General features: G+C 34.1%; 19 protein-coding genes. 13 read left to right on the top strand and 6 right to left on the bottom strand.

All coding sequences use genetic code 11. From position 1 onward, the window contains the following. Positions 1-5: 5 nt before the first annotated feature. Positions 6-887, top strand: a complete 882-nt coding sequence (locus tag GQR98_RS08965) for a bifunctional 5,10-methylenetetrahydrofolate dehydrogenase/5,10-methenyltetrahydrofolate cyclohydrolase (RefSeq protein WP_159019212.1) — start codon at positions 6-8, stop codon at positions 885-887. A 43-nt stretch (positions 888-930) separates the two neighbouring features. Here GQR98_RS08965 and GQR98_RS08970 read toward each other — a convergent pair whose 3' ends face one another. From GQR98_RS08970 to GQR98_RS08985, 4 genes are all read right to left on the bottom strand, one after another. Further along, a complete protein-coding gene (locus GQR98_RS08970) occupies positions 931-2,316 on the bottom strand; it encodes a glycoside hydrolase family 71/99-like protein (RefSeq protein ID WP_159019213.1) in 1,386 nt (461 codons plus the stop codon). A gap of 186 nt (positions 2,317-2,502) precedes the next feature. Continuing rightward, positions 2,503-3,276: a 23S rRNA pseudouridine(2604) synthase RluF gene (gene rluF / locus GQR98_RS08975; protein ID WP_159019214.1), complete on the bottom strand. Its 774-nt coding sequence runs from the start codon at positions 3,274-3,276 to the stop codon at positions 2,503-2,505. An 18-nt stretch (positions 3,277-3,294) separates the two neighbouring features. Further along, positions 3,295-4,122, bottom strand: coding sequence for an alpha/beta fold hydrolase (locus tag GQR98_RS08980; protein WP_159019215.1), 828 nt, complete (start codon positions 4,120-4,122; stop codon positions 3,295-3,297). Positions 4,123-4,128: 6 nt separating this feature from the next. Next, positions 4,129-4,497 carry a cupin domain-containing protein gene (locus GQR98_RS08985; protein ID WP_159019216.1) on the bottom strand — a complete coding sequence of 123 codons (369 nt, stop codon included), beginning with the start codon at positions 4,495-4,497 and terminating at the stop codon, positions 4,129-4,131. Positions 4,498-4,572: 75 nt separating this feature from the next. Here GQR98_RS08985 and lipB point away from each other — a divergent pair, with 75 nt between their 5' ends. Then, entirely contained in the window at positions 4,573-5,271 is a 699-nt protein-coding gene (gene lipB / locus GQR98_RS08990; RefSeq protein WP_159019217.1) for a lipoyl(octanoyl) transferase LipB, read from the top strand. A 53-nt stretch (positions 5,272-5,324) separates the two neighbouring features. Further along, complete coding sequence (gene dnaG, locus GQR98_RS08995; protein WP_159019218.1) at positions 5,325-7,349, top strand: DNA primase; 2,025 nt, start codon at positions 5,325-5,327, stop codon at positions 7,347-7,349. Here dnaG and GQR98_RS09000 read toward each other — a convergent pair. Then, positions 7,344-7,976, bottom strand: coding sequence for a response regulator (locus GQR98_RS09000; protein WP_042504465.1), 633 nt, complete (start codon positions 7,974-7,976; stop codon positions 7,344-7,346). The two genes, dnaG and GQR98_RS09000, sit on opposite strands and share 6 nt — an antisense overlap. A gap of 100 nt (positions 7,977-8,076) precedes the next feature. Beyond that, positions 8,077-8,865: an NAD(+) synthase gene (gene nadE / locus GQR98_RS09005; RefSeq protein ID WP_159019219.1), complete on the bottom strand. Its 789-nt coding sequence runs from the start codon at positions 8,863-8,865 to the stop codon at positions 8,077-8,079. 93 nt (positions 8,866-8,958) lie between these two features. On the opposite strand from nadE, the gene gldB reads away from it, so the two are divergent. The 10 genes from gldB to GQR98_RS09055 all read left to right on the top strand — a co-directional run bounded on the left by gldB (position 8,959) and on the right by GQR98_RS09055 (position 21,516). Further along, positions 8,959-9,930: a gliding motility lipoprotein GldB gene (gene gldB, locus GQR98_RS09010; protein WP_159019220.1), complete on the top strand. Its 972-nt coding sequence runs from the start codon at positions 8,959-8,961 to the stop codon at positions 9,928-9,930. Continuing rightward, the gene (gene gldC, locus GQR98_RS09015) at positions 9,923-10,255 is read left to right on the top strand and encodes a gliding motility protein GldC (RefSeq protein ID WP_042504278.1); all 333 of its coding nucleotides are present in this window, start codon (positions 9,923-9,925) and stop codon (positions 10,253-10,255) included. Before gldB ends, gldC begins: the two co-directional genes overlap by 8 nt. 211 nt (positions 10,256-10,466) lie before the next feature. Further along, the gene (cdd, locus tag GQR98_RS09020) at positions 10,467-10,949 is read left to right on the top strand and encodes a cytidine deaminase (protein ID WP_159019221.1); all 483 of its coding nucleotides are present in this window, start codon (positions 10,467-10,469) and stop codon (positions 10,947-10,949) included. A gap of 166 nt (positions 10,950-11,115) precedes the next feature. Continuing rightward, on the top strand, positions 11,116-12,114 hold the full coding sequence (gene pdhA / locus GQR98_RS09025; RefSeq protein WP_159019222.1) for a pyruvate dehydrogenase (acetyl-transferring) E1 component subunit alpha: 999 nt from the start codon (positions 11,116-11,118) through the stop codon (positions 12,112-12,114). Between the two features lie 3 nt (positions 12,115-12,117). After that, positions 12,118-13,746 (top strand): pyruvate dehydrogenase complex dihydrolipoamide acetyltransferase, encoded by a 1,629-nt coding sequence (locus GQR98_RS09030; protein ID WP_159019223.1) that lies wholly within the window; start codon positions 12,118-12,120, stop codon positions 13,744-13,746. Positions 13,747-13,830: 84 nt separating this feature from the next. After that, entirely contained in the window at positions 13,831-14,760 is a 930-nt protein-coding gene (locus GQR98_RS09035) for a M28 family metallopeptidase (RefSeq protein ID WP_159019224.1), read from the top strand. Beyond that, positions 14,753-15,436: an SDR family NAD(P)-dependent oxidoreductase gene (locus tag GQR98_RS09040; RefSeq protein ID WP_159019225.1), complete on the top strand. Its 684-nt coding sequence runs from the start codon at positions 14,753-14,755 to the stop codon at positions 15,434-15,436. Before GQR98_RS09035 ends, GQR98_RS09040 begins: the two co-directional genes overlap by 8 nt. Positions 15,437-15,841: 405 nt before the next feature. Next, positions 15,842-18,571 carry a gliding motility-associated C-terminal domain-containing protein gene (locus tag GQR98_RS09045; RefSeq protein ID WP_159019226.1) on the top strand — a complete coding sequence of 910 codons (2,730 nt, stop codon included), beginning with the start codon at positions 15,842-15,844 and terminating at the stop codon, positions 18,569-18,571. Between the two features lie 4 nt (positions 18,572-18,575). Further along, entirely contained in the window at positions 18,576-19,487 is a 912-nt protein-coding gene (locus tag GQR98_RS09050; RefSeq protein ID WP_159019227.1) for a type IX secretion system membrane protein PorP/SprF, read from the top strand. 1 nt (position 19,488) lies between these two features. Further along, the gene (locus GQR98_RS09055; protein ID WP_159019228.1) at positions 19,489-21,516 is read left to right on the top strand and encodes an OmpA family protein; all 2,028 of its coding nucleotides are present in this window, start codon (positions 19,489-19,491) and stop codon (positions 21,514-21,516) included. Positions 21,517-21,520: the final 4 nt, after the last annotated feature.

Genomic DNA, 21,520 nt, shown 5'->3' on the forward strand with positions numbered 1-21,520 from the left:
TTTATATGACAATTTTAGACGGAAAAAAAGTAAGTAACGATATTAAAGATGAAATAGCCGAGCATGTTAGTGCTATGATTGCTAAAGGAGAAAAAGTGCCGCATTTGGCAGCTGTTTTAGTAGGGACCGATGGAGCAAGTATGACTTATGTTAACGCAAAAGTAAAGGCATGCGAGCGTATTGGGTTTAATTCTACTTTAATAGATTTACCAGATTATACTACTGAAGAAGAATTACTAGAAAAAATAAATCAATTAAATACCGATAGTGATATTGATGGTTTTATTGTGCAATTACCATTGCCTGGCCATATTGATGAGCAAAAGGTTTTAATGGCTGTGCATCCAGATAAAGATGTAGATGGTTTTCACCCAACAAATGTTGGTAGAATGGCTTTAGATTTGCCAACTTTTTTACCAGCAACACCTTACGGTATCTTAGAACTGTTAGAACGTTACCAAGTAGAGACATCGGGTAAAAATGTTGTTGTTATGGGGCGTAGTCATATTGTTGGTCGCCCAATGAGTATTTTAATGAGTCAGAAAAGAAAAGCTGGTGATGCAACAGTAACCGTTGTTCATAGTCGCTCTAAAAATCTAAAAGAAATTACTCTTGAAGCTGATATTGTTGTCGCTGCTATTGGTATCTCTGAGTTTTTAACCGGTGATATGGTTAAAGAAGATGTTGTAATTATCGATGTTGGTATCACACGTGTTCCAGACGCTACTAAAAAGAATGGCTATAGACTTGCAGGCGATGTACACTTTGAGAGTGTAAGCCAAAAAGCGAGTTATATTACACCTGTTCCTGGTGGAGTTGGACCTATGACCATTGCTATGCTGCTTAAAAACACATTATTAGCTAGGGAGAGGCATTTATCTGTTTAAATCATTAGCATTGTAATAATAAATATAATATTGATCGGTTGTATTAATAGAACCGATCAATAGCTTGTAAAATCATATTGACTCTTTCTATTTTTAATTGCTTTATGTAATTGTAGCTATTATCTAGTAACTGCATTGCTATAGGGCTGTCTGCATGGTTTTTTCTAGATTGGTAGAGTCTTACTACTGTGGCTAAATCATCTTCAGTGTAATTAGTTCCGGTATATTCTTGTAGTATGCTTAGGTATTTAAAGCCGAACTGTGTTGTTGGTTCTATCATGGTGCCTTCTCCAAAATCATTCCATGTAATTATTTGAATAAAGTTTGCGTTTTCGTAACCCGAATTGTTTAAGGTTTGTATAAATGTAGAGCCATTATTTTTAGGTAGTACCCAGGTGTTTATGCCATCGCTCCATCCGCCTTCTTCATAAAAGCTGTTAAATCCAGGATAAGTAGATCCTATTGTTATTTCATTAGCATTAGCGTAATTTTCATAGTAATAATCTTGTGCTAATAAATGGTCGGGAGCTACCCATAAAAACTCACCTTTAAAATGATTTCCTAAAGTATTCTTTTTTGCCCATAAAGAGATTAACGAAGGTTGTTCTGTTTCAGAAAAAATGTCATAAATACTATTCCAGTCATTTTCACTCGTTAAATAATGAGGGCCAAAAACAGAAATTAATTTTGAGTTGTTAAACTCTAAATAGTTTGAACTTTTAAAATAGACGTCTTTAATATAGCTGAAATCTTCTTTGGCTCTTTGGATGGGGTCTTCTATTGTTTGCGGTTGTTCCATGTAAGCAACCCTGTCTTCATACATAATAGAAAAGTCTAAATCTACATTTTCAAGTTGAGAAATAAACGTTTCAGTAGCATTCTTTATTAAGCCGTAATCGTGTATGTTGCGGCTTCCGTACCAATCGAATATTACACCATCAATTCCTGCTAGTTTCATTAATAAGAAATGATATTCTTGTAGGTCCGGATCAGAAGAGGAATAAGGACCTATTAAGGGGTTGTAGTACGAAGCGATGTCATTAACGCCATAAGAATTCACATGGTTTGGGTCTCGGTTTGTCATGGTCCAGTGTTGCCCCCAGTAACCATCGTATGGCTTGGACTGGAACCAAGGTAAATAATGAACATAGACTTTTTTCGGGTTAGATTTGTCTACTATCATTCCTGATATGTTTTTTGTTGACCCGTTATTCTTGTGTTGTTTAATTAGTGAGAGTTCTTCTTCTAATATTTGTTTTAATATGGAGTCGTTATAAATTTTATGTTCCGGAGGGATATGATAAGGAATTTCTTCCGGAGTGACGTCTGTTATTTCATCTATTTCAGATTCCTTTTCACAAGAAATGGTGGTAAATACGCACAATAGGATAAAGATTCTCCATAATGCTTTTTTAAAAAATACGCTCATAGTGCTAAAATGCTGGTTATTAGTGTTCTGCAAAAGTAGTGAGCGGTGGTTATATTGTGGTTTATTTAAGACGACCAGACGATAAGTGTCGATTAAATGCTGTTTTTTGACGATTAACGGTTTTGTAAAAAGGGATTGGGAGCACTTCTATGTAGCTCAGAGTTTGATTAATAAATTGCAAAAAGCTTAGCTACTGCGATTCGTTTTATTATGTATTGTCTTTTTTTGTTCGTGTACCTTCGCAGAATCGCTAAGTAGTTTATTGAGGTCTGTAAACTCCTCTTTGCTTAATTCTCGATATTCTCCAATAGGCATATCGAGTTTAATATTCATAATTCTAACACGTTTTAAGGTTTCGACTTCATAGTTTAGGTAATCGCACATACGTCTAATTTGGCGGTTTAAACCTTGAGTTAAAATAATTTTAAAGGTGTAAGTGTTTATCTTTTGAACTTCACATTTTTTAGTAGTTTTATTCAAATCTGCTAAAGGGATTCCACCCGCCATGCGTTCAATAAACGTTTGAGATATAGGTTTGTCTACTGTAACAACATATTCTTTTTCGTGATTATTACTTGCTCTAAGAATTTTATTTACAATATCTCCGTCGTCGGTTAGCAGAATTAAACCTTCACTAGGTTTGTCTAATCTTCCAATAGGGAAAATACGTTTTGGATAGTTAATAAAATCAATAATATTATCTTTTTCTACAGAAGTATCGGTAGTGCAAACAATGCCAACAGGCTTATTGAAAGCTAAATAAACAAATGATGTTTTTGTGTTTGTAATTTCTTTACCGTCTACGCAAACAACATCGTTAGGCGCTATTTTAGTTCCCATTTCTGGAATTTCGCCATTAATGGTTACGCGACCAGCATCGATTAATTTATCGGCTTCACGTCTAGAGCAATAACCTACTTCACTTAAAAATTTATTAATACGTTTTAATTGTACTTCCATCTTGCAAAAATAGGTTAATTAAGTGTTTAAAAAGTCTAAAATATGATTGTAAACTAAATCTGATTTTAAACCATGTCCAAAACCTTTAGTAGAAACAAACTCACCATTAGCGTAGTTTTGTTTAAATTTCAATCCATCTTTATAAGGAATAATTCTATCTTTTTTATCGTGAACAATAAGTCCTTTTGCTTTAAACTCTTGAGTAAATTGTGCTGCATTAAAATATTCAGGTAAATTATTAAAGCGTTTTAAAACATAGGTATTCATTGCTTTAGAAACACGTTTGTTATAACCCATCATATCTATATATCTAGAGAAAACACCTGTGAAATCTGCAGGAGCTCCTAGAAGTACAAGTTTTTCTACATGGTCTATTGGTAAATTGTAATTACCAAAAGCGGTAGCCATACCGCCAACTGAATGCCCGATAATAGTTGTTGCTTTAAATTTTTTAGCCACAGCGTGTATACATTCAGAATAAATTAAAGCGTTAAAAAGTTTTCCGCCAGAACTTCCGTGTGCAGGAGCATCTAGTGCAATCACGTTATAATCTTCAGCTTTTAGAAGTTCAATTAAATCTTTCCAGCGGTAGGTGTTGCTTTCCCATCCATGTGCCAACAAAATAGTGTCTTTTTTACCGGGCCATTGGTAAGTTTTTATTTTAATATCGTTGCAAATAAGTTCGTCTTGTTGGGCGCTTTTTAGGTAAGCCGCTTGCTTTTCGTTTGTTTTTCCTTTTTTAGGTGAAGAAAATAAAACAATAGATAGGTGTGCCGCGTATTTTGGAGCTAAAAAACCAATAGCATTTATGCTGTTGCCAATAATTTTAGGGATGTATTTTTTCATTTTTGATTACGCTTCTCGGTTTACTAAGTCTATTGAAAAAGCAGGGGTGCAAATAGCAATGTATTCACAAACTTCGGTAAATGGATTAGAGTATTGTACTCTAGTATTGCGTTCAATTTTTATAGATTGTCCCGCTTCTAAAATAATAGTTTCGCCATCGATGATAAATTGTTTTTTACCACCAATAATAAAGGTAAACTCATCGAATTCAGGAGTTTGAAAAGGCTCACTCCAACCTGCAGGGGCTTTCATGTGTGCAATACTGATGTCTTTATTGCCATCGGTTGTGTTTCCAAAATGCTCTTTAATGATTTTGCCATCGGTTGTTGGTACAATAAAGGGATTGGCTTGAATGGTATGTTTTTTTTTAGACATATCTTTAATTTTACTTTTGTCTTATTGCTGTTTTACGTTAATCTTTCTCCTTAAAATATTGTAATTTTGCAGCCTATGAATAAGCAAATTGAACTGCAGGATTTAGGCTATAAAGATTATAAAGATACTTGGGATTACCAAGAGGCTTTGTTTAAGGGTATTGTTGATGCAAAAATAAAGAATAGGAGAGAGGAAACCGCTCTAAAAACCAAAAACTATTTTTTGTTTGTTATGCATCCGCATGTATATACTTTGGGTAAAAGTGGCGATTTGTCGAACTTGCTTTTAAATGAAGCACAGTTGGCCGAAAAAGGCGCGAGCTTTTATAAAATAAATAGAGGAGGAGATATTACTTATCATGGTCCAGGGCAAATTGTTGGTTATCCTATTTTAGATTTGGAGAATTTTTTCACCGATATTCATAAATATTTACGTTTTTTAGAAGAAATGATTATTTTAACTTTAGCAGAATATGGATTAAAGGCAGAAAGAAGCCCAGGTGAAACAGGAGTTTGGCTTGATGTTGGAACACCTTTTGCTCGTAAAATTTGTGCTATGGGTGTGCGCGCTAGTCGTTGGGTTACCATGCATGGATTTGCATTAAATGTAAATGCTAATTTGGGGTATTTTGATAATATTATACCATGTGGTATTCGCGGTAAAGCAGTGACATCACTTAACGTAGAGTTAGCTCAAAAAACAGTTGATGAGGTTGAGGTAAAAGAAAAATTACTAAAACATTTTAAATCGCTTTTTGAAGCTGAATTTGCTTAAAATGAACCGCGATTATTTAAATAATAAATTGTTTTTACTTTAAAAAATTAAATTTGATATCACCAGCATCCATAGATTTAGTATTTGAAACCGCCCGAGTAGAGGAGGTTATTGGCGATTTTGTAAACTTAAAAAAAGCAGGAAGTAACTTTAAAGGGTTAAGCCCTTTTAGTGACGAGCGCTCACCAAGTTTTGTGGTATCGCCAGTGAAGCAAATCTGGAAAGATTTTTCAACAGGAAAAGGCGGTACATCGGTGTCTTTTTTAATGGAACACGAGCATTTTACTTATCCTGAAGCTATAAAGTATTTAGCAAAAAAGTATAATATTGAAATAGAAGAAACCGAACAATCTAACGAACAAAAAGAACAAGCTAATGAGCGCGAAAGTTTGTATTTGGTTAGTGAATTCGCAAATACTTATTTTCAGAAAATTCTTCATAAAACAGACCAAGGAAAATCTATTGGATTAAGTTATTTTAAAGAGCGTGGTTTTACAGAAGAAACTATTAAAAAATTTGATTTAGGATATTCACTAAACGAATGGCAAGGTTTTACCGATGAGGCTTTAAAACAAGGTTATAATATCGATTTTTTAGCAAAAACAGGGTTAACTATTGTTAAAGGAGATAAACGTTTCGATCGTTTTAAAGGTCGTGTGTTGTTTCCTATAAAAAGTATGAGTGGCCGTGTGTTAGGTTTTGGTGGCCGTATTTTGGTGCTTGATAAAAAAGCAGCCAAGTATATGAATTCGCCAGAAAGTGATATCTACCATAAGAGTAAGGTGTTGTATGGTATTTATCATGCTAAGCAAAGTATAGCAAAAGAAGATAACTGTTATTTGGTTGAAGGTTATACCGATGTTATTCAGTTTCATCAAACAGGGATAACAAATGTTGTGGCATCTTCTGGTACCGCATTAACGCCAGATCAAATTAGATTAATAAATAGACTTACCAAAAATATTACCGTGCTTTTTGATGGAGATGCTGCAGGTATGCGAGCATCGCTGCGTGGTATCGATTTAATTTTAGAGCAAGGCATGAACGTTAAGGTTTGTACCTTTCCTGAAGGAGAAGATCCCGATAGTTTTGCAAAACAAAATACCTTAGAAGAACTATCTACGTATTTAACTGAAAATGCTAAAGATTTTATTCAATTTAAAGCTTCTATTTTATTCGAAGAGTCTAAAAACGACCCGATTAAAAAAGCAGATACGGTTAGAGATATTGTAAATAGTATTTCTAAAATTCCAGATCAGATAAAGAAAGAGATTTACATTCAGGAGTGTGCTCGTATAATGGATATGAGCGAATCTGTATTATTCAGTACGCTTGCACAAATTGAGAGTAAAACGGCTAAAGATAATAGCTCGAAACCAGCAACTAATAAGCAGAATTATAATATGGATCCGAATATGGATCCAAATCAAGACCCAAGAGAAGGTCCTCCGGATAATTATCCGTTTGAGGTAATTACTAATAAAGAACCGGTAAAAAAAGTAGATGTTCAGTATCTTTTAGAACGAAAAATTATTGAAGTACTATTACTTTATGGTAATGAGGTAGAGGAGTTCGAGGACTTAGTTTTGAAAGAAAACGAAAAAGGCGATTTGGTTTTAGAACCTGTTGTGCATGAGGCAAAAGTATTTGAAAAAGTGTTTTTGGATTTGCAGGATGATGAAATGGAGTTTACAAACACACATTTTAAAGAGCTGTATTACACTATTATTGATAGATTAAATCAGGATACTAAATTCGAGTTAAAAACTTTCATCAATACCGTAAGTACAGATATGTCTAGTGAAATTACTACCATTTTAATGGATGATGATCGCTATGCGCTAGACGATTGGAATAGAATGAATATTTTTCCGAAGGAGAAAAAAATGAGTATAGCACAACTAGTAAGCGAGACCATACTTAATTTGCGTTGCTTTTTAATAGATCAAAAAGTAAAAGAGTTTCAACAAGAAACGTTGCAAAATAAAAAAGACTCGAATAGAAACATACTAGAAGAAGTAAGAGACTATTCGGGTCTTAAAATGTTGTTATCTCGAAAATTAAACCGCGTACTATAGGTGTTCTGCTAGTTTCGCTTGATTAACTAAGTCAATAAGGTTTGTTACTTTAAGCTTACGCATTAAACGCGCTTTGTAAGTACTTACTGTTTTTTCGTTAATGTCTAATTCTTTAGAGATTTCTTTGTTTTTTCTACCAATAGTTAAAAGCTTTAAAACTTCAGCTTCTCTAGTAGATAACTTTTTGTAAAACGTTCCAGAGCCTTTGTTCACTCTGTTCCCAAACGCTAGTTGTTGGGTTAGATCATTACTTAAATAAATACCACCATCGTAAACTTTTAAAATAGCTTCGTTGATAGTAATCACATTTACAGATTTATGGATAAATCCAGAAGCTCCTGCTTTAATAGCATTTATTGCATAAACTTCTTCAGGTTCACCGCTAAAAATTACGGTTTTAATGTCGGGGAAATCATTTTTTAAATAACGTAAAAGAGTTAATCCATTAAGCTTAGGGAAATCAGCTTCAGTTAAAATAATGTCTACTTCGTTTTTTCTAATGAAATCTAAGATGTCATTTCCATCTTGTAAACTTCCAACAATTTCGATGTTTGGTGAGGCAGAAAAAAGCACCTCTAATCCTTTCCTCGTAATAGGATGGTTGTCTGCTATTAATAATTTTATCATAATTTTCCGAGCTTTCATTGTAAAGGGTTGAGAGAATATACTACTTGAAAGAAAAAAGCTCGGGGGCTAAAGTATGAGTTTTTTACGTGTTTTGCAAAAATTACATCAAATTATCAGGAATATCGCAGATGGGGATAGCAATCATTTTGTGTTTATTGCTAGAATTAAATCTTTTGTAAATTTTAAAAACTTCAAGCTCACGTCCAGAAAATTCAGCATCTGTTTTACCTGCTTCATCCATCGACATCGCCCATTCTAACTCGGGGTACGAGGCTCCAATTTGATCTTCATCACTTCTTGTATCTCCAAAAAGACCGTCGCTAGGAGCGGCTTTCATAATAGCTTCTGGAACTTCTAAAAACTCACCAATTTCGTAAACTTGAGATTTTAATAAATCTGCGATTGGACTTAAATCTACACCTCCATCACCGTATTTTGTGTAAAAACCAACACCAAAATCTTCAACTTTATTACCTGTTCCTGCAACTAATAGTTTATAAAGTCCGGCATAATAGTATAAAGTCGTCATGCGTAAACGTGCTCTCGTATTGGCCAGTGCCATATCGACTGTAGCTTTATCTCCGTCGGAAAACAATTCAGATTTAAAAGACTCGAATACTGGTGTTAAATCGGTTCTAGTATCACTAACATTACCAAAACGTTTAGATAGTTGGGTAATATGTTCTTGTGCACGAGTAACATGGCTTTCGGCTTGGTGTATTGGCATTTCAATACATAAAACATTTAATCCTGTTTTTGCACATAATGTAGACGCAACTGCCGAGTCTATACCCCCAGAAACACCTATTACAAAACCGTTTACTCCAGCTTTTGTTGCATAATCTTTTAACCAATTTACAATATAATCTACTACTTTTTCTGTTTGCATTTTAGAAGAGTTTTGATATAAGAATACTACCTTTGTCAACAAAAATACTGTAATCACTCAATTAATAAAAATTTAAAACGTTTAAGTTTTAGTATGAAACAACTGTCATTAATAATCCTTGTTGCTATTTGTGTTTTTTCTTGTAAAAATAAAAGTGATGTAGAATTAGCATTGGAGAACAACAAGATAGATATTTCTGTAGAGCGCTTCGACCGGTTTTTTGCACAAACTAATCTAGAAGAACTGCCTAAATTAAAAAAGGCTTATCCGTTTATGTTTCCTGAAGCTATAGCAGATTCTATTTGGATGGATAAGGTTAATGATACTTTACAGCAAGAGCTAAGTGGCGAGGTTGATAAAGTGTTTTCAGGTTATCAAAACATAGAAGAAGAGCTAGAGGAATTGCTTAGCTATATTCATTATTATTTTCCTGAATTAAAAACGCCAAGAATTATAACTACAACTAGTAATGTAGATTATAGAAACCGTGTTATTGTTACCGATACTATTGTTTTGGTGGCTTTAGATGCTTATTTGGGGAAAGATCATTATTTCTATCAAAGTATTCCAAAATACATTTCGGAAGATTTAAGGAAAGAACAAATTGTTGTAGATGTGGCCGAGGAATATGCTAAGAAATATGTTTTTCAACCGGAAAGAAAAACGCTTTTAGATGAAATGATCTATTTCGGTAAAATTCTGTATTTTAAAGATCAGGTTATTCCTTTTAAGTTAGAAAATGAACGAATAAGTTACACCGAAGACGAGTTAACTTGGGTTGAAAATAATGAAAGTTCTGTTTGGCAATATTTTGTAGAACGCGAATTGCTATACAGTACAAATTCTAAATTGCCCAACCGCTTTATAAACCCAGCGCCATTTTCTAAGTTCTATTTAGAAGGCATAGATGGCGAGTCGCCTGGTAAAATAGGGCAGTATGTAGGCTGGAAAATAGTGAAAGCTTACATGGATAATAACGACACATCTTTTAAAGATATGTTGATTATGAATGCCGAAGAACTCTTTAATAAATCAAAATTTAAACCAAAAAAAAGTAATGGCTAATATAAAATCTAAAATTGAATTGAATGTGGAGTTAGATGAAAATCGAGTTCCAGAAAAATTACATTGGACAGCACAAGATGGTGGAATTTCGAATGCTGAGGCTAAAGCCATGATGCTATCGGTTTGGGATTCTAAAACACAAGAAAGTTTACGTATTGATCTTTGGACAAAAGATATGCCTGTAGATGAGATGAAAGTCTTTTTTCATCAAACACTTGTGGCTATGAGTAACACATTTAACCGTGCTACACAAGACGAAAAAATGACAGCAACCATGAAGGATTTCTGTGATTATTTTGCTGAGAAATTAGAGATTAAAAAATAGTTTTTCACGCATATTTCTAAATTTTTAATTTCTTTTTACGTCATAAAGTAGTGGTGTAAATTGAAAAAAAATAACGGCTTTGGTTGTAGATATCAACTTTTAGCTTACATTGTTGCGTTCAAAACTTTAGATTTTTCAATAATTGAGATGAAATTTAAAACAAATTTTAAAGCTTCTGAAGTTGAAAACCCGTTACACTAATAAAAAATATATGAAAGAAGTAAAGATAGAATCCACTTTATACGTTTATGATGATTTAAATGAAACACCTGATGATGTTGTTGCATTAATGGGAAAAGCTATAGAAGCTCGAGATAAAGCCTATGCACCATATTCTAAATTTCATGTGGGCACTGCCATACTTTTGGATAACAATGAAATAATTACAGGTAGTAACCAAGAAAACGCATCATACCCATCTGGTTTGTGTGCCGAGCGCACAGCAATATATTATGCTGGAGCAAAGTATCCAGAAGCAAAAATTGTACGTATGGCTATAACGGCTGGATCAAAAATAAAAACAACTTTAGCACCTATTCCTCCATGTGGTGCTTGCCGCCAATCTATAGCCGAATATGAGGTGAAACAAGATAGCCCAATAGAAATTTATTTTATGGGCGAAACAGGTAAAGTTGCTAAGTCAAATTCATTGGCTAATTTATTGCCTCTAGGTTTTGATAAATCAGCGCTTTAGATTTTTAAAAAATCAGTATTCGTTCAAATTATTTGAAGATAATTTAAAGGCGTTCTCAAATTAAGTTTTTTTAATATTTTTTTCACTTTAAGGGCATTGGGTTTTTACAATTACTTGCAATGTGTTACTTTTGTCTTTCGCGAAATAAAAACATTAATACTAGTCGATGCAAAAAATCACAAAAGAGGTTTACCTCAAATGGTATGAAGACATGTTATTCTGGAGAAAGTTTGAAGACAAGCTAGCTGCCGTTTACATTCAACAAAAAGTAAGAGGATTTCTTCACTTATACAATGGTCAAGAAGCTGTTTTAGCAGGTGCTTTGCACGCTATGGATTTGACTAAAGATAAAATGATAACCGCTTACCGTAATCACGTTCAACCTATTGGTATGGGAGTAGATCCTAAACGTGTAATGGCAGAATTGTTTGGTAAAGTAACAGGAACATCTCAAGGTATGGGAGGTTCTATGCATATTTTTTCTAAAGAATTTCGTTTTTATGGTGGTCACGGTATTGTTGGTGGTCAAATTCCTTTAGGAGCAGGTATTGCATTTGGCGATAAATATCACGGTAGCGATGCCGTAACTTTATGTTGCTTTGGTGATGGTGCTGCACGACAAGGTTCTCTTCACGAGGCATTCAACTTAGCAATGCTTTGGAAGTTACCAGTAGTATTTGTTTGTGAAAACAATGGTTATGCTATGGGAACTTCAGTAGAAAGAACAGCGAACCATACAGATATCTGGAAATTAGGTTTAGGTTATGATATGCCTTGCGGACCTGTAGATGGTATGAACCCTATTAAAGTTGCTGAAGCTTTTGATGAAGCTATTCAAAGAGGTCGTCGTGGTGATGGTCCAACTTTCTTAGAGTTAAAAACTTACCGTTACAGAGGTCACTCAATGAGTGATGCTCAACATTACAGAACAAAAGATGAAGTTAAGGAGTACAAGAAAATAGATCCAATTACGCAAGTAAAAGATGTTATTCTTGAAAACAAATATGCTTCTGAAGATGATATTAAAATAATCGATAAGCGTGTTAAAGATCTTGTTGCAGAATGTGAAAAATTTGCAGACGAATCTCCATACCCAGAAAAGCAACAGCTTTACGATATGGTATACGAACAAGAAGATTATCCATTTATACAACACAAAATATAAGCTATGGCAATAGTAGTAAATATGCCTCGTTTAAGCGATACCATGGAAGAAGGTACCGTTGCAGCTTGGTTGAAAAAAGTAGGAGATAAAATTGAAGAAGGCGATATTTTAGCTGAAATTGAAACGGATAAAGCCACAATGGAATTTGAGTCTTTCAATGAAGGTACTTTGCTTCATATTGGTGTTCAAGAAGGTGAAACTACTAAGGTAGATGAACTTTTAGCTATTATTGGTGATGAAGGTGAAGATATTTCTGCCCTTTTAAACGGTGGTGGTGCTTCCGCGGAAGCGACTGAAGAAAAAACAGAAGAAGCTGCTCCGGCAGTAGAAGAAACTAAAGAAGCAACAACAGCATCGGCAGAATTGCCAGAAGGTGTTATAGTTGTTACCATGCCACGTTTAAGTGATACCATGGAAGAAGGTACTGTTGCAACTTGGTTGAAAAAAGTAGGCGATAGCGTTGAAGAAGGCGATATTTTAGCTGAAATTGAAACGGATAAAGCAACAATGGAATTTGAATCATTCCAATCTGGTACTTTATTATTTATAGGTTTGCAAGAAGGTGATTCTGCAAAAGTAGATGAGCTTTTAGCTATTATTGGCCCTGCGGGAACAGATGTTTCTGGAGTTGCCTCTAGTTTTAGTACGGCTGCACCAGCTGCTAAAGCAGAAGCTCCAAAGGCCGAAGCGAAAAAAGAAGCTCCTAAAAGTGTGCCTGCACCAGCTGCTCCTTCTAAACCTAAAACAAGCGCACCTGCTCCAACGCCAGTAACGGCAGACGGACGTGTACATGTATCTCCATTAGCAAAAAAGCTAGCTGAAGATAAAGGTATTAACTTAACAAAAATACAAGGATCTGGAGAAAACGGACGTATTGTAAAACGTGATATAGAAAATTACGAGCCTGCAACTTCTGCGGCAGCAGCGGGTAAGTTTGTACCTTCTGGTCAAGAAGATTTTGATGAGGTTGATAACTCGCAAATGCGTAAAGCAATTGCTAAAGCGTTAACAAACTCTAAGTTTTCTGCACCACATTACTACTTAAGTGTGGAGTTCGATATGGAAAACGCTATGTCTTTCCGTACGCAGTTTAACTCAATTCCTGATACTAAAATATCTTATAACGATATTGTTGTTAAAGCTTGTGCTTTAGCGTTAAAACAACATCCTCAAGTAAACTCTCAGTGGTTTGCAGATAAAATGAGATTAAACAATCACGTACATATCGGTGTTGCAGTAGCAGTTCCAGATGGTTTAGTTGTGCCAGTTGTTAAGTTTGCAAACGAGCAATCGTTACCACAAATTGGTGCTGCGGTTAGAGAACTTGCAGGTAAAGCTAAAAACAAAAAATTAACTCCAGATGAAATGCAAGGTAGCACATTTACTGTGTCTAACTTAGGGATGTTTGGTATCGATACGTTTACATCGATTATCAATCAACCAAACTCTGCAATTCTTTCTGTTGGAAATATTGTTGAAAAGCCAGTAGTTAAAAACGGACAAATTGTTGTTGGACATACCATGAAGTTATCATTAGCTTGCGATCATAGAACGGTTGATGGTGCTACAGGTGCTTTATTCCTTCAAACATTAAAAGGATATATTGAAAACCCTGTAACCATGTTGGTGTAACCAGATTTTTCAAAATCTAAATATAAAGACCTGTTTCATATTATTGAAGCAGGTTTTTTTTATCTTTAATTTTTAAATTGAAATATGAAAAATATATTAAGTCTTAGTTTAGTAATGTTTGTTTTTAGCTGTGCTGCTCAAAATAAAATAGAAGAAAAATCTATTAAAACAAGTTTAGAGTATTTAGCATCCGATGCTTTGGAGGGACGAAGTACAGGAAGTATTGGTATAGAAAAAGCAGCCGTTTTTATAGAGAACTTCTTTAATGAAAATAATGTAAAACCTTATTTTGAAACTTATAGAGATATCTTTAATGTAAAGGATATTACGGGCTATAATGTTGTCGGTTATATTGAAGGTAATGATCCTGTTTTAAAAGATGAATTCGTGATTTTAGGTGCGCATTACGATCATATTGGTACGGCAAAAGAATTTAATGGCGATGTTATTGCAAACGGTGCGAACGATGATGCTTCGGGTACAGTGGCTGTTATGGAATGGGCAAAATATTTTTCTGAAACTAAAACTAATAAGCGCAGTGTTTTGTTTACGCTTTATGCTGCAGAAGAAATGGGTTTAAAAGGTTCTGGACATTTAGCAGAGCGTTTAAAAAGCGATAGTTTAAATGTATATACCATGATTAATTTCGAGATGATTGGTGTGCCTAGAGCAGAAGGAGAATCTATGGCTTATGTTACCGGCTATAAAGAATCGAATATGGCTGAAAAATTAAACAGTTACGCTAATACTGAAATTATAGGGTTCCTGCCAAAGGCAAAAGAATTTAATTTGTTTAAACGTTCAGATAATTATCCATTCTACAAATCTTTTCAAATTCCGGCGCAAGCCATTTCAACCTTCGATTTCACAAATTTTGATTATTATCATCATGTGGATGACGAAACTGAAAACATGGATTTTAAGCACATGACGAACTTTATAAATAAAATGATTCCTGCTCTAGAAGGGATGATAAACGCTTCAACTAAAGAAATAAAACTTACCAATGAGTAAAAATATAATTATTACAGGAACAAGTAGAGGTATTGGTTTTGAGTTGGTACAACTTTTTGCAAACGAAGGGCATAATGTATTGGCGCTTTCGCGGAATGAAAAACCTATTAGTAATTTAAATTTAGAAAACGTTACTTGTTTTTCTTTTGATTTAAATGACGAAAAGGATTACGAGAAAGTTGAAACTTTTATTTCTGAAAATTGGAAACAAGTTGATGTTTTAATCAATAACGCTGGCGCTTTACTAAACAAACCGTTTGCAGAAATAACAATTGCAGATTTTGAAGCGGTTTATAAAACAAATGTCTTTGGTGTTGCCGAAATAACTAGAAAAGTACTTCCGTTTATGCAGACTTCAAGCCACGTGGTTACTATTAGTTCTATGGGTGGTGTGCAAGGCAGTATGAAGTTTCCTGGCTTAGCAGCATATAGTTCTAGTAAAGCAGCTGTAATTACGCTTACAGAGCTCTTAGCGGAAGAATATAAAGAATCTGGTATTGCTTTTAATGTATTGGCTTTAGGAGCTGTACAAACCGAAATGCTGGAAGAAGCCTTTCCTGGTTATCAAGCACCAACTACAGCTTTAGAAATGGCTCAGTATATTTTCGATTTTTCACTTAACGGAAATAAGTATTATAACGGTAAAATGTTACAGGTTTCTAATTCTACGCCGTAATATAAATACTCTTTAGAAGTTGTCTTCTTATTAAATCGTGAATTATGTTAAAATGTTTTGGTGGATAAAAAGTCTTTTTACATCGTTTAGCGCTTGTTAATTTGTGAGATTCGTTAAACTGTTTAAGAGGTTTATGCTAGTGAATTTAGATAGATTGATGATGGTTTGGGTAAGAAAATGGAAAATCCGATAATCTGTTTTGTGTTTAAAAAGTGAATTTTTTGACGTTTTTATGTTAAAATATAGCATGTTTTTATGACTTTTAATCGTTTAAATGCATAAAAAACGGATATTATGCATTTAATTTTAACTTTTTCCTTCATTTTTTAGTTGTAGGTTTTTATTTTCCACACCTTTGCCTAGGCATTGTAAATAATACTTTGCACAAAACCTAAATTAACTCAATTGAAAAAAGTCCTCTTTTTGGCTTTTGCTCTTCTATTATCTTGTTTTGCAAAAGTACATGCGCAATGCGATGAAGTAGTAACTTATAATGTTTGTGACATGACAATCGTTGATAAGGATGCTGACGGAACGCCCGACGGAATAATTAATTTATACGACGTTTATAATGCTCTTCCTGGAATTTCAACGCCAATAACATCGGCTTCGGGCACTTGGTTCGATCCAAATTATAATTTCTCCCTAGATGTATCTACTGGCGATTTATATTTATGGGACTTAAAAGATGCTTCGGTTGATATCGATTCGTACCAGTTTCAATTAATCGATACGTCTAGTGCGTGTCCCGATGGAATAAAAACACGATTAAATATTGTTCTCGGCCCTTTTGAAGGGAAACCTTTGCCTCCTGCAGGAGTTAATGATGCGAATGTTACGGTATGTCAAGCCGTGCTAGCTGGTTTCGATTTATTTCAAGTTTTCGAGTCACAACCATCACCTCACAAAAATGGTGTTTGGGAGTTTGTAGGGAATATGGGAGACCCAAGTAATTTTAAAGGCTTAAGTGTTGAAGGTAAGTTTAATGCCGAAATTCCTTATGAGCCTTATGGTGATCTAGTAGAGTTTGATGTTTTCGAATTTAAATATACCGTTTATGGTGTGTCGCCATGCGATTCAGAAAAAGTATCTTATTTTAAAGTAGAAGTTATTCGTGATGTACTTTCTGGAGAACCTTCAACTTATGACATTTGTGAGAGTGATATATTATCTGGAATGTGGGATGCAGATATTGATTTAACAGATGATAGATTCCTTGTAGGTGAAGATGTAGAAGGTACTTGGAAATCTGCTTTTGATCCTACAAACCAAATTTCAAACCCAGCAGATTCTAATATTAATATTAGAGAGGTTTATGATAATTTAAAAAGTAGTAAATCTAATTTTGGCTGTAGAGAGTTTACGTATACATACTCGGTAGAAGCGAGGTCTTCTTTAACCGATTGCCCAAGTAAAGAATCGGAAGTGGTATTTAGAATTTACGAACCTATTAAACCTTTTTATCAAGCTCAGCCTTTGGAAGTGTGTTTGGATGATAATAAGCCGGCAGGTATAAGCTTGTACAACGAATTAATTTTTACAACAGAAAACGGTGTATTGTATAATTATCCAGAAGTATTAGGGTGTAACTCGTGGAGTTTTATTTCAGGACCTTCGGATATTAGAACAGATACCGATTCTGGTTATATAAATTTAAATACACTTACTCAAGCCAATGCAGGTACCTACGTTTTTAGTTATTATGTTTCTAGTTTGTGTAATGCTTGTGGAAGTAGTGGTACGTCGCCATGCGATCCTAAATTCACTTATGTTACTATTGTTTTATTGCCTAATAATTATCCAGGTGAAGACACTGTAGGTATGGAGTTTTGCGAAAATGATCCGTTAATAGCAAGTCCTTTTGATCTGTTTTCTCGTTTGAATATCAATAGTGTTGATGGCCCAATTTACCAAGGACCTTTAGGAATATGGGTTGATAATATTTCTGGAGAAACGATTACAAACCCAACAACCTACGAGTTGCCCCAAGTTAAAGATAGTCAGCTTTTCGATTTTACTTATTCAACTGTAACAGAAAAAGGCTGTATTAATTCGGTAAATTTATCGTTTACAGTTTATGAAGAATATACAGCTGGTGTAGATACGCTATTAGATGTTTGCGATAATAATGGTGTTGTTGATTTGTTTGATGAATTAGACGGAAATCCTAGTGGAACAGGAACCTGGACAGGACCAAACGGATTTATTACAACCGATTATAAAGCTGGATTTGATCCAAAAACAGCTGATGCCGGAGTTTATACTTATACAGTTCCTGATAATGTATCGCCAGAGGGCACAACTATGTGTTCTGGTAGTGAGGCAACTATTACGGTAACTCTTTATAAGAGTCCAAGTGCAGGAGAGGATGTTGCTTATGATGTGTGCCGATCTGATTTGGAAATAGATTTAATAGATTATCTAGATGATTCAGCTAACAGCGGTGGTGTTTTTATAGATGTAGATAATGGTAATTTACCCATAGGGAATTTGTTAGATGTTTCTCAATTGGTGGCTGGAGTTTATAATTTTAGATACGAAATTCAAGGGCATGCTTCATGTCTTTTAGATACAGCCTTAATAGAAATTACTGTTTCTGAAGTTGAGGTGCCAACAACATCTAATCAAACTTTCTGCGCTGTAGATGGTGAAACCGTTAATAGCTTAGTCGCGAATAATGGATATGATTTTAATTGGTATGATACAGCCATTGACACAACTCCATTACCATTAGGGACTATTTTAATAAACGGCGAAGACTATTTTGTTGCCGCTTTAGATGAAAATGGTTGCGAATCTCCCAAAATAGCCATGACGGCTACTATCCTACCTTTTGGAGATGATAATTGCGAAAGTTGTATTAAAGATGGTATTTCCGTTAATGGTGATGGTGTAAACGATGTTTTCGATTTATGTAATTTACCGGAAACCTATCCAAATTTCGAATTAAATATTCATAACAGATATGGAGTTACTGTTTATAAAGGTATAAAAAGCACACCGTTATTTTCGGGTAAATCGAATGTCTCGGGAACACTAGGGAAGCAATTGTCTTCTGGAGTTTATTTTTATGTTTTCGATCCGAAAGACGGGATGACTAAACCTTTTCAGGGGAATTTTTACTTAAGCAAATAAGTTGATGAAGATAAAATTATTTATACTATTTATAGTTTGTAATCTGTCGGTTTTTGCACAGCAAGAACCACAGTACACACAATATATGTACAATATGAGCATGGTGAATCCTGCTTATATGATAAACGAACCAAGCCTTGTAGAAGTTGGTGCTTTATACCGAACACAATGGGTAGGGATAGACGGAGCACCAAAAACAACTAATGTTTTTGCTAATATTCCATTGAGTGAAAAAATAGAATTAAGCGTTAATTATTTAAATGATAATATAGGAGGAAATGTAAATACAAGTGAAAACATATTTAATGTAGATGCAGCTTATAAAATTAATTTAAACAAAGAGCTTAATTTGTCTTTTGGATTAAAAGCTGGTTTCGATCATTTAAATTTTAGTGCTATTGGTAGTAATGTATCTACCGATCCTTCTTTTGGAAACACTAATAAAACGGTTTTAAATATTGGAGCAGGAGCCTTTTTGTTTCATAAAAATTATTACGTCGGGTTATCGTCACCAAATTTAATTCCTGCCGATTTAAGTGTTAATGATGATGTGATATACAACAACAGTATTCATGGGTTTTTAATTGCAGGTTATATTTACGAGTTGAATGATTTGTTTAAAATAAAACCATCAACTGTTATGAAATTTGCTGGAGGAGCACCGTTATCTTTTGATGTTTCTGCAAATGTTCTTTATGATAATAAACTCGAATTAGGAGTGTCTTATCGTTATCAAGACGCTGTTTCTGGTTTGGCTGTTTTCAACATAACACCAGATTTACGCATCGGTTATTCGCACGATTTTAATACAAGTCAATTAAAAAGTTACAACAATGGAAGTCACGAATTTGTTTTGCTTTATAGGTTTGATGTATTAGGTTTAAGTAAAAAATATTCATCTCCAAGATTCTACTAATATGATTAAGAAAATAACTTTAATTTTTGCAATCTGTTTTATGTCTCAGTTGGCCGTTGGCCAAAAATCTAGAGGCGATCGTTTTTTCGAAAAAGGAGATTACATCAATGCAGCAAAATATTACGAAACGGCCTTAGAAAAGGAACGTCATAAAAAAGATTTAGAAAATCTAGCGGAATGTTACTATAATACGTTTCAGTATCGATTAGCATCTCGACATTTAAAGCAATTGGTAAAAGGTCGATTTGGCGAAAAGGATAAAAGCTACAACAACGAATATAACTTTAAGCTGTATCAAATACTTTCTGCTTTGGGAGATTATGAGGCTGCTTTGGTGTATTTAAAATTGTATAAAGAGAATAATTCTGCAACGTTAGATGTTGCTGAATCTATCGAAACCATTGAAACTTTTAAGCTTAAAACACCCGATTACAAAATTGAAAAAGCGCAGTTTAATTCTGAAGCTTCAGATTTTGGAGCGGTAAAGTTTGGGGATAGTGTTTATTTTACTTCCGATAGAGATGTAAATCAATTATTCGGAAAAACTTATAAATGGACGCATCAACCATTTTTGGATATTTATGTAACTGCTGTAAACAAGGATATTGATACCGTTGGCTATACAAAAGCATTACCGAAAAATGTCAATTCTAAATATCACGAAGGAAATTTCTGTTTTAGTAAAGACGGTAATACCTTATATATTTCAAGAAGTAATATTGTAGATGGTAAGCGCGAATTTAACGATGCTAAAACCAATGATATTCACATTTATAAATGGGTAAAAGAGAATGGAAAATGGTTGGAGCCAGTGAAATTAGCGTTTAATAAAAACGGATTCTCATATCAGCACCCAGCTTTAAGTCCAGATGGGAGTAAATTATACTTCTCGTCTAATTTAGAAGGTGGTTTTGGAAGTTTCGATTTGTATTACGTTGCTTTAAGTGAAGGTGAAATTAGCGATCCTGTAAACTTAGGTGCTACAATAAATACAGAAAATAGAGAACACTTTCCATTTATATCAGAAGAAGGAAATCTGTTTTTTGCTTCTAACGGACATTTAGGTTTGGGTATGTTGGATAATTTTGTTTCGGAGTTGGTGAATAATACGTTTACTGCTCCAACAAATTTAGGTGTGCCAATCAATTCTCAATACGATGATTTCGGAATAAATTATTACAACGAAAATGAAGGCTTTTTTGCTTCGAATAGAAATAAAAAAGACGATAATATTTTCAAGTTTAAACAATCGGGACCAATATTTATTAGAGAGTATATCAACACATTTGAAATTCGAGATGCTGTTACAAAAGAATATATTCCTAACGCTCAAGTTGTTTTAAGCAACAGAAAAAAGGCTGAGGTGTATAGTAATACTTTAGATGATACTTCTGTTTTTAATATGAATTTGTTAGCAGATCATTACGAGCTTAAAGCTGAAAGTGAAGGGTATTATGCAAAAACGCTCACTGTAGAAGTTTTAGAAAAACAAGATCAAAAACATGTATTGTATTTAAAGCAAATTCCGCCACCGCCACCAGTAGTTGTAGATCCCGTGGAAGCTATAATTACAGAAAAGAAAATAGATAAGAAATTAAAAGAAGAAGATCCAACGAGGTTTGCTTTGCTTACTGATGTCGATGGACCACCGGTTATAGAGAAAGATGGTAAATTATTTTTTAAGTTAGCTCCTATTTATTTTGATTTTGGAACTTGGAATATTACAACCGAATCTAAAAAAATATTAGACGAATTATCTGCAAAATTAGAACGTTATCCTGATATCTATTTAAAGATAAGCGCTCATACTGATAGTCGTGGTAGTGCAAAATACAATCAAATTTTATCAGAGCGTCGTGCAGAATCTACAAGAAATTACATAGCTTTGGAAGGTTATATTAACGCTCGTAGATTATCGTTTAAAGGCTTTGGGGAAATGGAGCCTATTGTACCGTGCCCTATGCTAAATTGCACAGAAGAAGAGCACCAGCTTAACAGACGAAGCGAGTTCGAAATTATTAAATATTAAAGTT

It is taken from the genome of Algibacter sp. L3A6, from assembly GCF_009796825.1.
In the GTDB taxonomy this organism is placed as follows: Bacteria; Bacteroidota; Bacteroidia; order Flavobacteriales; family Flavobacteriaceae; genus Algibacter.